Annotated in this window: 11 protein-coding genes; 4 read left to right on the top strand and 7 right to left on the bottom strand. The window is 71.4% G+C overall.

Annotated elements, in window-relative coordinates:
- The 3 genes from AB0J09_RS35520 to AB0J09_RS35510 all read left to right on the top strand — a co-directional run.
- Positions 1 to 3,278: LamG domain-containing protein (locus tag AB0J09_RS35520; protein ID WP_360700659.1), on the top strand; the 3,278-nt coding region annotated here is incomplete at its 5' end.
- A 62-nt stretch (positions 3,279 to 3,340) separates the two neighbouring features.
- Complete coding sequence (locus AB0J09_RS35515; RefSeq protein ID WP_360700656.1) at positions 3,341 to 7,246, top strand: hypothetical protein; 3,906 nt, start codon at positions 3,341 to 3,343, stop codon at positions 7,244 to 7,246.
- Positions 7,138 to 7,704 carry an SDR family NAD(P)-dependent oxidoreductase gene (locus AB0J09_RS35510; protein WP_360700653.1) on the top strand — a complete coding sequence of 189 codons (567 nt, stop codon included), beginning with the start codon at positions 7,138 to 7,140 and terminating at the stop codon, positions 7,702 to 7,704. Before AB0J09_RS35515 ends, AB0J09_RS35510 begins: the two co-directional genes overlap by 109 nt.
- On the opposite strand, the gene AB0J09_RS35505 is transcribed toward AB0J09_RS35510, so the two are convergent.
- The 3 genes from AB0J09_RS35505 to AB0J09_RS35495 are packed head-to-tail and all read right to left on the bottom strand — an operon-like array spanning position 7,673 to position 11,670.
- Positions 7,673 to 10,849 carry an ATP-binding protein gene (locus AB0J09_RS35505; RefSeq protein WP_360700650.1) on the bottom strand — a complete coding sequence of 1,059 codons (3,177 nt, stop codon included), beginning with the start codon at positions 10,847 to 10,849 and terminating at the stop codon, positions 7,673 to 7,675. The two genes, AB0J09_RS35510 and AB0J09_RS35505, sit on opposite strands and share 32 nt — an antisense overlap.
- On the bottom strand, positions 10,846 to 11,478 hold the full coding sequence (locus AB0J09_RS35500) for a hypothetical protein (protein WP_360700647.1): 633 nt from the start codon (positions 11,476 to 11,478) through the stop codon (positions 10,846 to 10,848). Before AB0J09_RS35500 ends, AB0J09_RS35505 begins: the two co-directional genes overlap by 4 nt.
- Positions 11,479 to 11,481: 3 nt before the next feature.
- Positions 11,482 to 11,670 carry a DUF559 domain-containing protein gene (locus AB0J09_RS35495; protein ID WP_360700661.1) on the bottom strand — a complete coding sequence of 63 codons (189 nt, stop codon included), beginning with the start codon at positions 11,668 to 11,670 and terminating at the stop codon, positions 11,482 to 11,484.
- A 103-nt stretch (positions 11,671 to 11,773) separates the two neighbouring features.
- Here AB0J09_RS35495 and AB0J09_RS35490 point away from each other — a divergent pair, with 103 nt between their 5' ends.
- The gene (locus AB0J09_RS35490) at positions 11,774 to 12,529 is read left to right on the top strand and encodes a hypothetical protein (protein WP_360700644.1); all 756 of its coding nucleotides are present in this window, start codon (positions 11,774 to 11,776) and stop codon (positions 12,527 to 12,529) included.
- A 58-nt stretch (positions 12,530 to 12,587) separates the two neighbouring features.
- On the opposite strand, the gene AB0J09_RS35485 is transcribed toward AB0J09_RS35490, so the two are convergent.
- The 4 genes from AB0J09_RS35485 to AB0J09_RS35470 all read right to left on the bottom strand — a co-directional run.
- Entirely contained in the window at positions 12,588 to 13,250 is a 663-nt protein-coding gene (locus AB0J09_RS35485) for a sensor domain-containing protein (protein ID WP_360700641.1), read from the bottom strand.
- A gap of 71 nt (positions 13,251 to 13,321) precedes the next feature.
- On the bottom strand, positions 13,322 to 14,065 hold the full coding sequence (locus AB0J09_RS35480; protein ID WP_360700638.1) for a carbon-nitrogen hydrolase family protein: 744 nt from the start codon (positions 14,063 to 14,065) through the stop codon (positions 13,322 to 13,324).
- Positions 14,066 to 14,069: 4 nt separating this feature from the next.
- Entirely contained in the window at positions 14,070 to 14,498 is a 429-nt protein-coding gene (locus AB0J09_RS35475) for a helix-turn-helix domain-containing protein (RefSeq protein ID WP_360700635.1), read from the bottom strand.
- A gap of 33 nt (positions 14,499 to 14,531) precedes the next feature.
- The coding region (locus AB0J09_RS35470; protein ID WP_360700633.1) for an ABC transporter ATP-binding protein at positions 14,532 to 14,868 on the bottom strand (337 nt) is incomplete at its 5' end.

The following is a 14,868-nucleotide window of genomic DNA, read 5'->3' as shown; positions in this document are numbered from 1 at the left end:
GCGGCCGTGAGTCGATCGCGCTGAGCTGGCCGGGCAGCCTGCCCGCCCCGTCCGTCGAGGGCGACAGCGCGGTGTACCACGACGTGCTTCCCGGGGTGGACCTCCGGCTGACCGCCTCGGTGCAGGGCTACCGCGAACTGCTCGTGGTCAAGACCCCGCAGGCCGCCGCGAATCCCCGGCTGGAGCGCCTTCAGTTCGGCGTCAAGAGCGATCACCTGACCGTCACCGCGCTCCGGGACGGCGGTCTGACCGGCGTCGACTACAACGGCGAGCAGGTCTTCACCGCCCCGCCCGCCCAGCTGTGGACCTCACGCGGCACCGGCGCCGAGTCACCGGTCCCCGCGGCTCCCACCGCGAAATCCGCCGCGAAATCCGCCGCCGTCTCCGCCGTGGACGGCCCGGCGCCCGGCGCGGGCGCGTCGAGGGTCCCGGTCAGCGTGTCCGGCGAGTCGCTCGTCGTCGCCCCCGACCGCGGTCTGCTGCGGCAGGCCGACGCGGCGGCGTACCCGATCTACATCGACCCGGACATCTCGCTGAACACCGGCCTGGCCGAGCGGACCCTGCTGCGCAGCGACGGATACACCTCCTACGGCTGGGACAACGGGTCGGACGACAGAGGCAAAGGCGACGGGAAATGCGGCACGTGGAACAACTATTACTGCGGGCCGGGATATGTGCAGAAGCTGTTCTTCGAATTCTCCCCAATCCTGCTGAGAGGCAAGTACGTCCAGAGGGCCACGTTCCGGGTGACCTCGCCGTGGGCGTTCGTGTGCGAGTCCCGGGTCACCGACCTGGTCAGGACCAACAACATCTCGTCCTCCACCACCTGGGGCTCGCGTCCCAAGGAGCTGGACTGGATGGTGGACCGGTCCTTCTCGGCGGGCCGCGGCTCCACCTGCGACCCCGACTCGCCCCCGGCGCCGATCGAGTTCACCGACAACTCGGCGGAGCCGGATGAGAACCTGACCGCGACCGTGCGCGACTTCGCGGTCGGCAAGTTCGCCCGGCTCACCCTCGAACTGCGCGCGCACGACGAGGGCGACAGCTCGGCGTGGAAGCGCTACATGAACAACGCGGTGCTGTCGGTGGACTTCATCGGCCGGCCCATTCCGCCCACCCAGACCGGCATCGTGGAGGGCACCGGCGTCAGCTGTGAGACCAACCCGGCCGACCCGGACGTGATCGCGGACCCGACGCCGGAGATCGCCACGCGGGTGCGCGTCGCCTCCGGCGGTTCGTCCGCCGACAAGCCCGCGCGGCTGCGCGCGTACTTCAACGTCCAGAAGCAGTACTCCTCCGGCACCTGGGGGCTGCTGGCCGAGCCGATCCGGCCGATGTCGGGGTTCGCCGGGGACAACGAGCTGGTCTCCTCGCCCTATCCGGGCACCCTGACGGAGGGCACGAACTACCGGATCGCGGCGGCCACCTGGTCGTATGACGAGGACGACAGCACCAACGCCACCCACATCGGCTCGAACAGCACGGTGACCACCGCCGGCTGGTGCTACTTCAAGGTGGATCCCACCGCGCCGAAGGCCCCCAAGGTCACCTTCGGCGGGCCGTACAGCTCGTGTACCAGTAATGCGTGCGCCGCGGCCGGCGGGCCCGGGCAGCCGGGCAAGTTCACCTTCGCCCCCGCCGCCGGTGACACCGTGGTCGGCTACCAGTACAAGCTGGGCAGCGGGAATTGGTCCTCAACGATCAGCGGTTCCACGATTAACGTGACGATCACTCCGTCGCTGACCGGCACCATGCAACTCCAGGTACGCGCCCGGGACAATGTGGGCTCCGGCCGGTGGGGCGCCAAGACCGTCGTCGCCTTCAAGGTCGCCCCGGGCGTCGACGCGGTGGGCCGCTGGCACTTCGATGACGCGGAGGCCGACAGCGCGACGCTCATCGCGGCCGACACCGCCACCGGGCCCAGCAGCCGCCACCCCGCCACCCTGCGCAACCCCAGCGCCGGCTGGTCCCTGCTGGCCCGGCGGGGCGACACCGACAGGTCGCTGTGGCTGAACGACACCTCCGACAGCAGCCAGCAGACCGGCTACGCCGACACCTCCGGGCCGGTGGTCAACACCCAGTACTCGTACACCGTCTCGGCCTGGGTGTTCCTCACCGACACCAGCGCGTATCACACCGTACTGTCGCAGACCAACAGCGACAGCAGCGGCTTCACGCTCCGCTACTCACCGGGCATCCACCGCTGGGTGTTCCAGTGGGCCTGGACGCAGAACGGCGCGCGGCAGTTCCTCGGCGTCAACGGCACCACCGAGGTCGGTACGTCGACGTGGACCCATCTCGCCGCGACGTACGACGCGACGGCCCACACCATCAGTCTGTACGTCAACGGCAAGCGGCAGGGCGGACCGGTGCAGCTTCCCACGGCGTCGGCGGCCACCGTGAACAACGGGGCGCTGCAGTTCGGGCGGGCAAGCTACACGCCCGGCAGCTACGTCGAGTACTGGAAGGGCCGGATCGACGAGGTCCAGGCGTGGCAGCGGATCCTGACCGACGACGAGATCGCCCTCGACGCGCGACTGCTGGACGCCAACGGCAAGCCGGCGGTGGAGAACATCGTCACCTGGGAGCCGGACCCGCTCGCCACCGGCACCACGCTCGCGAACACCGCCAGCTACAGCCGGACCCTGACCCTGTCCGGCGGGGCGGGCTTCGACGACGGTGCGATGACGTTCGACGGCGTGGACGACAAGGCCGTGGCCCCCGGGCCGCTGGTGGACGACACCGGTTCGTTCACCGTTACCGCCCGCGTCCAGCCGGATCAGGCGAAGGTGCTGGCTCACCCGGACGGCTACACCGTGCAGGTCGCGGGCCAGCGGACCGCGACCGGCTCCTCCTGGGGCCTGTGGTACCAGCTCACCGGGCGGACCACCGCGGTGGACGACGACCACAACGAGATCACCGTGCCCACCGCCAGGTGGCTGTTCGGCCGGATCGACGCCGCCGGGAACTTCAGCGGCGCCGCGTCCGCGGTCGAGGTCGCCTCCAGCAACAGCGGCGACACCTCCAACGGTGAGGGCGTGGTCCGGGTGACCGGCGTGTACGACGCCCAGTCCGGCACGGCGGCCCTCTACCTCGGGGACAACCCGCAGGACGAACAGCCGTACACGGGCGTCGTCGGAACGGGCGAGTTCACCGTGGCGGCGGCCTACGTCGGCAACGCCTGGGGGCACAACCTGCCGGGCCGGGTCGAGGAGATCAGGGTCTGGTCCGGAGCGATGAGCGACTCCGACCAGGTCGGCAACTTGATCGGCGAGTGACCGGCCGAGCCGGTCGTTGACGCTCGCTCGAGGTCGTTCCAGCCCAATCTAGGGGGATCATCGTGAGATCGAGATTATTCGGCCGCCGTTGGCGCGGCCTGATGCCGATGAGCCTGTTCACCGTGCTGATCGTGCAACTGCTCGGGATGGGGCTGGCTCCGGCCGCCCATGCCGACAAGCCGCTGGGGCGCACGCAGGTGCCTCCTCCGCGCACGTCCACGGTGCATCCGGCGGGACTCGGCGCGAAGAAGGAGCGCGCCCAGGTCGCGGCGCGGGCGGCCGCCGAGGACAAGCAGGCGGACCGCGCACGCGCCGAGCAGGACGTGGCCTGGCCGCCGGGCGGCACGGCGCGGGTCCGGGCCGGGGAGCGCGCCACCGCGGGCGGGCTGCCGGTGACGGTCACGGCAACCGGCACAGGTACATCATCCAGCACAGCATCGGGCACGGCGACCGACACGGCGACCGCCCAGGTCACTGTGCTCGACCGGGCCGCCACCGAGGCAGCGGGCGTCCGCGGCGTGCTCGTCTCGGTCGGTCCGGGCGAGGGGGCCGCCCGGCCGGAGAAGGTCTCCATCGACTACTCCGGCTTCGCCTCGGCGTACGGCGGCGACTGGTCCGGGCGGCTGCGCCTGGCCACGTTGCCCGCCTGCGTCCTGACCACCCCGGACAAGCCCGAGTGCCGTGCCCGGACCCCGCTGCCGACTTCCAATGACGTCTCCGCCCGGACCGTCTCGGCGGCACTGCCGCAGGCCGCCCCGGCGACCGGCACGGTTCTCGCGCTCACCGCGGCGAGCGGGCAGTCCACCAAGGGCAACGGCGACTACACCGCCACCGAGCTGTCCCCCTCGGCTACCTGGACGGCCGGCAGCTCCTCCGGCTCCTTCGGCTGGTCGTACCGGATGGCGGCGCCGCCCACGGCCGGCGGTGCGGTGCCGGACCTGGCGCTGGCGTACGACTCCGGTGGCATCGACGGCCGCACCGCCTCGACCAACAACCAGGGTTCGCCGATCGGCGAGGGATTCGGCCTGTCCACCGACGCCTACATCGGCCGCAACTACGGCAACTGCAGCGAGGACGGGCACGACAAGGTCTACGACCTGTGCTGGAAGTACGACAACGCCTCGCTGGTGCTGAACGGCAAGGCGACCGAGCTGGTCAAGGACGACACCACCGGCACCTGGCGCCTGGCGAACGACGACGCCTCCACCGTCGCCCACCTCACCGGCGCGGCCAACGGCGACGACGACGGCGAGTACTGGACGGTGACCACGGGCGACGGCACCAAGTACTTCTTCGGCCTGAACAAGCTGCCCGGCGCCGACACCGAGCGGACTACTTCGGTGTGGACCGTCCCGGTCTTCGGCGACGACGCGGGCGAGCCCGGCTACGCCAACGGCACCGCGTTCGCCGGACGCGCGGTCACCCAGGCGTGGCGCTGGAACCTGGACTACGTCGTCGACGCCCACGGCAACGCCCGGTCGTACTGGTACACGGCGGAGTTCAACTCCTACAAGAAGAACGGCGCCACCACCGCCAACGCCACCTACACCCGCGGCGGCCGCCTGGACAAGATCCTCTACGGGCAGCGGTCGAACACGCTGTTCAGCGTCACCGCGCCGCAGCGGATCGCCTTCTCCTACGCCGAGCGCTGCACCGCCGACGACTGCTCCAGCCTCACCTCCGCCACCGCGCACAACTGGCCCGACGTGCCGTTCGACCAGATCTGCGCCAGCGGGGCCTCCGACACCGACTGCGCCGCCGTCTCTCCCGCCTTCTTCACCCGCAAGCGGCTCGTCCAGGTGGAGACGTCGGTGTGGTCGGGCAGCGGGACCACGTACACGCCGGTCGACACCTGGGCGTTCACCCAGAAGTACCTCGACCCGGGGGACATCGGCGACAGCTCCGACCAGACGCTGGTGCTGGACACCATCGTGCACACTGGCAAGGCCGACGGGTCCCTCCCCCTGGACCCGGTGTCGTTCACGTACCTGATGCAGCCCAACCGGGTCGACGCAACCGACGACATCCTGCCGCTGAACCGGCCGCGGATCGCCTCCATCACCTCCGAGACCGGCGCCATCACCTCGGTGACGATGTCCTCGCAGGAGTGCGTGCGCGGCTCGAAGATGCCGGCGGCCGAGGACAGCGACACCATGTCCTGCTTCCCGGTGTACTGGCACGTCAACGGTTCCCTGACGGCCTCGCTCGACTGGTTCCACAAGTACCGGGTGCTGGGCGTGCGCTACGTCGACCCGACGGGGAACAACGAGGCCGTCCAGCACACCTACGAGTACAGCGGCCCTGCCTGGCACTACGACGAGAGCCCGTTCGTCCCGGAGGACGAGCGGACCTGGTCGATCTGGCGCGGCTACGGGACGGTCACCGAGTACACCGGTGACAACGCCGGGAACCGGCTCAAGACCGTCACCCGCTACATGCAGGGCATGAACGGCGACAAGCAGAAGAGCGGGACGGCGCGGTCGGTCCAAGTGACCGGCCTGAGCGTGCCGGGGCTCAGCGTCGCCGCGGTCACCGACTCCGACCAGTACGCCGGCTTCATCCGGGAGAAAGTCACCTACGACGGCGGCACCGCGATCTCCGCCAGCGTCACGGACCCGTGGTCGGCGAAGACCGCCACCCAGCACAAGTCGTACGCCGACATCGAGGCGTACTACGTCCGCGACGCCAAGACCTACGACAGCACCTACCTCACCGCCCAGGCCAAGTGGCGCACCACCGCCACCGCCTACAGCTACGACTCCTACGGGATGCCGGTGAAGGCCGACGCGGCCGGCGACACCGCCAAATCCGGGGACGAGACCTGCACCCGCACCTGGTACGCCCGCAACCCCGACCTCGGCATCAGCGCGCTGACCTCCCGGGTCCGCACCGTCGGCCAGCCGTGCGCCACCGACGACGCCTCGCTGTCCCTGCCGGCGAACTCGGCCACCCGCGGCGACGTCTTGTCCGACACCGCCACCGTCTACGACAGTGCCTCGGCCACCGGCTGGACCGCCGGCCAGACCCCGACCAAGGGGGACGCCACCTGGACCGGACGGGCCTCCGGCTACCCGGCCGCGGCGGACTCCGCCGGCGACCGCAACCCCAGCGGCTGGCAGCGGACCGCCACCACCGGTTATGACGGCTTCGGCCGGGTGGTGAGCGTCAAGGACGCGGCCGGCAACACCACGACGACCGCGTACACGATGGCCGACAACGGCGTGCTGTCCCGCGTCCGGGGCACCGACGCGCTGTCCCACATCACCGACACCTATGTGGACGGGCTGCGCGGGCTGGCGATCCGCTCCTACGACGCGGCCGGCAAGAAGACCGAGACCGCCTACGACGCGCTCGGCCGGCTCACCGGGGTGTGGCTGCCCAACCGGTCCAGGGGCGGCGGCGAGAGCGCCAACCTCACCTTCGCCTATCACGTCGAGCGCGGCAGCGCGCCGTACACGGCCACCTCCAAGCTCGGCCCCGACAACAGCCGGACCACCAGCTACCAGATCTTCGACGCGCTGATGCGGCCGCTGCAGACCCAGTCGCCGACGCCGCTCGGCGGGCGGCTGCTGACCGACACCCGCTACGACTCGCGGGGGCTGGCGTACGAGACGTTCGCCGAGGCGTACGACAAGACCAAGTCACCGCAGGGCGCGTACGCCCGCCTGGAGTACGGCGGCGCGCCCGTCCAGCACGAGCTGGCCTTCGACGGGGCCGGGCGGACCACCGCCGACGTCCTGTACGTCTTCGGCGTGCGCAAGTGGGGCACCAGCACGACGTACACCGGCGACTCGACCGCCACCAGCGCGCCGACCGGTGGCACCGCCACCCGGGTCGTCACCGACGCGCTGGCTTCCATGTGCTGGTCAACAACGCGGGCTTCGGCACGGCGGGCCACTTCGCGCAGATCGCGCCGGAGCGCGAGCACGAGGAGCTCATGGTCAACGTGGTCGCGCTGGTGGGGCTGACGCACGCGTTCCTGCCAGGGATGCTCGAGCGCGGCTCGGGCGCGGTGGTGAACGTGGGGTCCACGGCCGGCTTCAACATCGCCCCCTACTTCGCGACGTACGCCTCGTCCAAGGCGTTCGTGCTCAACTTCAGCCTCGCCCTCTGGAGCGAGCTGCGCGGCAGCGGCGTCAAGGTGCTCGCGGTCGCGCCCGGGCCGGTGGAGACGCCGTTCTTCGACAAGATCGGCACCCGGGAGGCGGCCCTCGGCGCCAAGCCGGTCGCGCCAGAGCTGGTCGTCACCTCGGCCCTGCGCGCCCTCGACCGCGACCGCGGCTACGTGGTGCCGGGCCGCGGCAACGTGGGCCTGGCCCACCTGATGCCGCGCCGCCCCCGCAAGCTCCTGGCCCTGATCGGCCGCCGCGTCACCAGGCAGGTCGCCGACGCGCTCACACCCAGCGCCGCCGGCTTACCTCGATGACCTCCTCCGTGGTCAGCGGGGCCTTGGGGTGCCAGGTCAGGCACATCGGCACCCGTGCCTTGACGAACGGCTCGCCCTCGATAGCCGCATAGAACTCGCCTGAGCGCAGCCGCGAGACCTCCGGCACGTCGCCGCCCTTGGCGCGGGCCAGCTCCCTGGCGGCGGAGATCTGGATCGGCGCGTTGAGCAGACCGAAGAACTGTGTGGCCGAGTTGCCGGGGATCTGGTTGTGCAGGCCCTTGGGCGCCTGCGTGGCGAAAACCAGGCCGAGGCCGTACTTGCGGGCCTGCGAGGCCAGCAGCAGCGTGCTCCGGGTGGAGGCGGCGCCGCCGGTGGCCGGCGCGAACGTCTGTGCCTCGTCCATCACCAAGAGCGCGCCCAGCGGGCGATCCTGCACAGGATGCCGCTTGAACCACAGGAACAACTCCATCTGAAGCCGGCTCACGAAACTCTGCCGCTGGTCGAGCCCGGGAAGCCCGACCAGGCTGATCACCGAGACGCGGGCCTGCTTCCCCTCGGGCGGACTGACCAGGAGCGCCGGGTCCACCGGCTCTCCCGCGCCGCCGAACAGCGGGTCGTTGTCCATGGCGGCGGTCAGCGACTGGGCGAGGTCGGCCGCGATGCGGGGCGCGTTGGCCAGCTCGCTCACGCCCTCGGGCAGGTCCGACAGCAGCGCGGCGAAGCCCTTCAGGCTTCGCGCGCCCCGCAGGCCGTAGTACGCCAGTGCCTTCCTGAGCACGGCCTGGCCGAGCTGCGCCTTGGCGGTGTTGGCGTCGAGCCGCACGCGCGGCACGATGAACGCGGCCGCCGCCTCCACCGCCTCGGCGAACTCGTCGGGATCGCCGGCCAGCGCCGCGAAGTCAGGCAGCGGCTGGAATGTCAGCGGCCGCCCGCCTGTCCTGCCAGGGGTCCAGACCACCACGTCGGTGCCCGCCAGGTACTCCTCGGCCTTGCGCGCGTCGCCGTCCTCCCAGTGCGCCGGCGCCTCCGGCCAGCGCTCGCCCAGCCTGGCGAGGTCGTTGTTCGGGTCGAGCACGATGGCGGAGACGCCGAACAGCGCGCATTCCTCCACCAGGCGGCGGATGAGCACGGTCTTGCCCGAGCCGGACCCGGCGAAGATCGTGACGTGCTTCCTGAGGGCCTCCAGCGCCACGCTGACGGGCGCGCCGTCCGAGTCCCGCCTGCCGACCGGGACGTACGGCACGCGCGTGTCGGCGGGCCCGCTCGAGTGCGCACTCCCGGAGCCCGCCGGCCCGACCACGCCGGGGCCGTCGCTCGCTGGACCGTGGACGCCGTGCGCGCCGGAGCCCGCGGTGAGACCAGGCTCGCTTCCGGGAACGCTCCAGGCGTCGGCCAGCGCCTCGCTCAGGAACGCCACCCCGCGGGTCGGCCGGCGTTCCGCCAGCCAGGCCGGCAGGTCCGGCGGGTTCTCGGCGAGCAGCGCATTGAGCGCCGCCAGCACCCTCAGGTCGTCCTCGCTCACCTGCAGGGTCCGCCCGCCGGCCTGCTCGAACGCCGCGATGGCCGCTTGCGTGGCTGTGCCCTTGGACCAGGGCTCGTTCCTGAGCAGAAACAGCCGCCGCTTCGGCACCTCCCCGTCCAGTCCGGCCATCACGGATGCCCTGCGGATCCGGTTCAGCGCCGCGTTGCCGTGCCTCGCGGTGATCGCGCGGAAGGCCCAGTGGATCTCGTCCTCCCTGGCCTCGTCGAGCGTACGACGAAGCCGCGCGTGCAGGGGCGGCTTGGAGCTCGGCGACGGGTCCACGGCGAACACCATGCCCGGCTCACCCTGCTCGGCGATCCAGGCCGACAGTCCCGCGGACAGCAGAGCGGGCATCACCGCGTCTTCGCTGACCTGGTCGATCACGGGAGGCCGCCAGGTGTCCCGCAACTCGGCGAACCGAGCGTCGAGCACGCCGAGATCGGTGGTCTCAGCGGGTGAGGGGCCACCGCCCACCGCGGCGTCGTCGAACCCCTCCAGCTCCCTGACCTCCCCGTCCACCAGGCACGCGCGGACGTGCCGGTCGATCTCGATGAGCAGCCGTCGCGGCGTGAAACCGGGAGCGTGCTCGAAGGCCGACGGCTTGACCGGCCAGGTCGGATAGGGCGGCTTGATCCCTGCCGCTCCGTACTGCACCTCGAACCGCTTGGCCACCAGTCGGCGAGCCGTCTCGGCGTCGGGCACGGTCATGAGCCGGACCGGCCGCCTGAACCGGTCGGCGACCGTGTCGACCGCGACGTTCTCGATGAGCCCCCAGGTCGCCGGTATGCACGAGACGACGGTCAGCGTCCTGCGGGTCACCTCGCGCAGCTCCATCAGCCCGCCCGCGATCAGCTCGATCGTGAGCTTCTCGCCGGGGTCGAGGACCGCCTCGTGAGCGGTCGCCGTCGAGGACTGCGCGACGAGCGGGTCGATCTGGTCGACGGCGATCACGGTCGGGCCGGTGAGGGCCAGCAGGCGGGAGATGTCCCTGACGATCTCCTGTGCGCTCCTTACGACGTGCCGGATCCCCCAGCGGGCCCGCTCTCCTGGCGCCTCCTCCGGCGCCGACGAGAGGAACGCCTCGCCGAGGTCCTGCATCGCATGGTCCTCGCTGGCCTGTAACACCAGAGCCCGTGCGGTGTCCTGGGCCTGACCTCCGACATGCCGGTCGAAGCGGCGCAGGGCCGTGACGAAGGCGTCGAGCTCGTCCTTGGTGACGAGCCTTTTGCCGGAGATTGCCCGCCCCACCATCCTGGAGACGCCGACCTTCGAGGCCAGGCGCGCCAGGAATCGCCCGAGCTGGCTCTGCCCGTCGTTGCCCACTCGGTTCAGGCTGTCGAGGAGGGACACGACGGTGCTGTCCCAGAACCCCTTGGCGCTCAGCAGGCCGATCAGGACGAAGTAGCCCCCCGCCCGCTGTGTCTCCTCGCGCAACCAGCCGAGCAGGTGGGTCTTACCCGTGCCGCGCTGGCCCAGCACCACCACACCGACGGGGCTGGCGCCGGGCTCGGTGGCGGCCTCGGCCAGGCCGTCGAGAACGACCTTCGTGGAGGCGGAATGCAGGCCGTCCACGTGGAAGGCCGAGCGACGCCAGACGTCGTCCGCGCTCTCGGTGTAGTTGAACCTGAGCGCGGAAAGCGCATCCGTGCCCAGGATGCTCATGGCCTGCCGATCCAGAGCAGGTGCTTGTCCTGCTTGCCGATGACCACCGCGGCCGCGCGGTCCTGAGGGGTGAGCGTCTTCTGGTTCGACTCGGGGACGAGGTCAACGTCGCTCAGCCGTTCCATGCGCGCCAGCGCCGCGTCGACCTCCGTCTTCGGCACGTCACCCAGCAAGGGGCGCAGCTTGGCCAGGCTGACCCAGGCTTCGGGCCGTGGCGCCAGCTCGGCGTAAGCCGCGCGAATCCTCGCCTCGAGGTCGACGGGCTGGGCCGCGTCGTCGTCGGGCTGGAAGATGTCGGCCAGCCGCTGGTCGGTACGTTCCATGAAGCGGGGCAGCCAGCCGAGCAGCGCCCGAGCGATCGCCCCTGACGAGCCGGACTGAGCCGGGAGCCTCCCGGCGCGCAGATCCTCCGCCAGCCGGGCCCATCCGGCGTCCGTCAGCACATGGACGTACGCCCGGCCCGGCTTGTGGCTCTCCACCAGCTTCAGGTCGTTGAGCCTGCGCCGTAGCTTGCCGTCGATTGTCAGCTTGTGTTGCTGTTTCAGCTCGCTGTTGGAGACCTCGCGGGCTTCGACGGCCAGCACAACTAGGGCGGAGAACTCCGGGAGCGACAGCCCGTCGTCTGGCATATCTCATCCTTTCGTCCCGCGGCGACCCCGCAGGAACTGCCCGATCTGTCGGATCACGGTTTCGATGTCAGTCAGTACCTGGACATCGGGGAAGCGCAGCACGGCGTAACCATCTAATTGGAGCCGGACGTCCCGCTGCCGGTCGTCGGCGAACTTGGCGGCTCCCCGGTGCTCCGGGCCGTCGATCTCCACCACGCACCGCTCCTTCTCCCACAGGAGGTCCAGCCGGATCGGGACGGCGAGCGGGTGCGGCTGGTACGTCTGGTTCCAGGCCCTCCCCGAGGCCCACTCGCGCGTGGCCAGCGCCACCTCCAGGGCCTGCTCGCTGCGGCTGCCCGGATGCGGCCGCCCGGGCGACCGCCGGATAGCCGACGGCAGGCGGGCTGGAGGCGGTGGCCGGACCAGTCAGGCCGGGCTCCCTGGCAACACCGGGCTCCGTGACGCCACCGGGGTCCGGGGCCATGCCGAGCTTGGCGACGCCCGGCACGTCCAGCGGCATGGTCTCCACCCGGTCCACCGCTTTCAGCGGCGCGCCCGTGAGCCAGACGCCGGCCGCCCCCCGATGGGCCATCCACTCGCAGGTGCCGACGAGCACCTCCTCCGCCACTTCACCGAGCCCATCGGGAACGCGCACCAGGATGGCTGCCCGCGCCCGGCCGAAACTGTCGGCCAGCACTCGGACCAGCCCCGCCATCCGCACCTCAGGAGGGAACGCGCTCTCTCCGCCCGCCAGCGCCCGCTCGGCCAGCTCGGCGAGGAACGGGCCGAAGTGCTCGCCGGCCGAGGCCTTGCGCAGCGCGAGCGCGCGCACGGCCGGACGGTGCGCGCCGCCGGGCCCCTCGATGCCCTCGGCGCCGGGCAGCCAGGCGGGGAACAAGGCCAAGGCCGCCTTGTCCAGCTCGCGCAGGACAGAGGCGGCCATTTCGGAAGTGGAACGGGGCTCGGCGGCGAAGTAGGTGACGATGGCGGGCGCGCCGGGCGGAAGCGGGTCAATGGCGAGGGCGATGGCGTCCGCGTCGCCGTCGAGCCGGACCACGCGGCCGATCGGTAACTCCGACCACGCGACGCCTCGCACCCCACGACCGGACATGTCCGGGAGGGTATCCCGGCTACCGGCCCGCCAGCCAGGCCGGTTCCGGGGTCATGGCGGGCTTCTCGGGGTAGGCGGCGCGGGTGAGCAGGACCTGGGCCACGCTCGCCTTGAGCAGGGCGGCGATCCGGACCACCGGCAGCAGGGTCAGGGCGAACAGGGCGCCCACCGCCGTGTTGACGATCACGAACATCGTGGGGCTGCCGGCGAACCCGAGCCACTCGGGCAGCCCGTGCCCGACGCCGGGGATCCGGGCGATGGCCCAGCCGTAGATGGGGAAGGCGAGGCCGGCGACGGCCCCGGTCCACCACACGGCGGTGAGGACGAAGGCGGCCAGCGAGAACGGGAACGCGATGATCCCGTACAGCAGGTCCATCCACGCCTGGCCGCTGGTCAGCGGGTTCATCGCGCGGCGGAACCAGCCCGCGCCCTCAGGGGCGGGCGTGTACGGCGGGCGGGCGACCGGGTGGCCGAGCACGTCGGGGAGCGCGACCCGTTCGAGGTCGGCGAGGTGTTTGGACGCGGCGGCGGTCGCGGCGAGCACGGGCAGGCCGACGAAGACGACGGCGGCGCCCAGGCCCGCAGAGACCCCGGCGACGGTGACGGTGAACGAGGCGACGGCCAGCGGGAGGCCGAGCAGGACGTAGCGGGTGTCGGTGGTGAGGCGCTGGAGGGTTCTCATGGGGAAAACGCTACGAGCCGGGCCCGCGACCATCGAGCCTGCGTGCGGGCCTGTGCGTGGTAGGGAAAGCCCTACTTGAAGCCGCGGTCCTCCCGGTCCCTGCGGAAGGCGTCCAGGCGGTCGAAGTCCAGGTCGTGAGTGGAGACCGGCGCGTCGCCCGGGCCGGTGAAGAAACCGGCGCGGCTCTCGGGGCAGGGGTTGGCGAACCCGGTGGCCCCTGCGCAGGGATGCCCGTGGTACGTGGTCTCGTGGTGCCAGTCGCTCACCGCCACGTACGTCATGAACTCGTACGCCCGGGCCACGCTCATGTGCCGCCACAGCTCGCGCGCCGGAGCCGGGCCGTCCCAGCGGGTGACCGAGAAGGCGGGCACCAGCACCGCGTCGAGGCCGTCTCGCCCGGCCAGGCTCGCCGAATACCACAGGTCGGCGCAGAGCAGCACGTGCAGGCGGCGGCCGTTCAGCTCGAAGCCCGTGCTCGGGCGGCCGGGCACCACGCCGGCGCCCAGCTCCAGGCCGTAGGGATGGATCTTGTCGTACTCGGCCAGCAGCGTGCCCCCGGCGTCGAACACCGCGCCCCGGTTGACGGCGCCATCTACTGGGCCGTCGTAGTGCGAGCCGCCCACCACCGCCATGCCCGTCCCCGTGGCCAGATCGCGCACCCTGGCCAGGTAGTCGGCGCGGGGGAGGCTGCCACCCGCCAGCTCGGGCAGCAGCAGCACGTCACCCGCCTGAGCGGGGACGAACGCCTCGATTGCGTCGAAGTTGGCGTGGCCGTCGGGGGACCAGTGGGGGGGCTGAACCAGGAGGATCTTCACTGCTCTACTGTGGCTGGTGAACGCGGATGATGGCCATGTCCTCCCGGCGCACGGGCTCGCGGCAGTGCGCGCACACGGTGACCGGCACCAGCGCCTCGCCGCAGCTGTGCCGCCAGACCGTCGGCGGCTCGCCCCGGGTGACGTAGCGGTCGCCCCAGTCCATGAGGGACAGCAGCACCGTGTGCAGCGCCTCGCCGGCCTCGGTCAGCACGTACTCGTAGCGCGGCGGATGCTCCTCGTACAGCCGGCGCTCCAGCAGCCCGACCTCCTCCAGCTTGCGCAGCCGGGCGGTGAGAATGTCGCGGCTGGCGCCGGTGTTGCGGGCGATCTGGTCGAAGCGGCGCACGCCCAGGAGGATCTCCCGCATGGCCAGCAGGCTCCACCGCTCCCCGACGACCGCCAGCGCGTTGGCGATCGAGCATTCCCTGGGCATCCCAACCTCCGAGAGAGAGTTCGGAATTCCAACTTACCTGTTGCCGGGGATCGCCGCGAGCAGCTCGCGGGTGTAGTCCTGCTCGGGGTGGTCGAAGATGTCCTCGGCGGTGCCGCTCTCCACGATCCGGCCGTCGCGCATGACGTGCACCGCGTGCGAGATCATCCGCACCACGGCCAGGTCGTGGCTGATGAACAGGTAACTGAGCCCCAGCTCCCGCTGCAGCTCGGCCAGCAGCTCCAGGATCTGCGCCTGGACCAGCACGTCCAGCGCGGAGACGGCTTCGTCCAGCACCACCAGCTCGGGCGAGAGGGCCAGCGCCCTGGCGATGGCCACCCGCTGGCGCTGGCCGCCGGACAGCTCGTGCGGC

Source organism: Nonomuraea sp. NPDC049784, from assembly GCF_040659615.1.
In the GTDB taxonomy this organism is placed as follows: Bacteria; Actinomycetota; Actinomycetes; order Streptosporangiales; family Streptosporangiaceae; genus Nonomuraea.
Note: the sequence above shows the minus strand (reverse complement) of the source record. Positions and strands in the feature narration are given on the sequence as shown.

Coding starts and splice junctions, on each gene's coding strand:
- AB0J09_RS35485 (WP_360700641.1), bottom strand. CDS start 13,250: ATGAGAACCCTCCAGCGCCTCACCACCGACACCCGCTACGTCCTGCTC.
- AB0J09_RS35475 (WP_360700635.1), bottom strand. CDS start 14,498: ATGCCCAGGGAATGCTCGATCGCCAACGCGCTGGCGGTCGTCGGGGAG.
- AB0J09_RS35505 (WP_360700650.1), bottom strand. CDS start 10,849: ATGAGCATCCTGGGCACGGATGCGCTTTCCGCGCTCAGGTTCAACTAC.
- AB0J09_RS35500 (WP_360700647.1), bottom strand. CDS start 11,478: ATGCCAGACGACGGGCTGTCGCTCCCGGAGTTCTCCGCCCTAGTTGTG.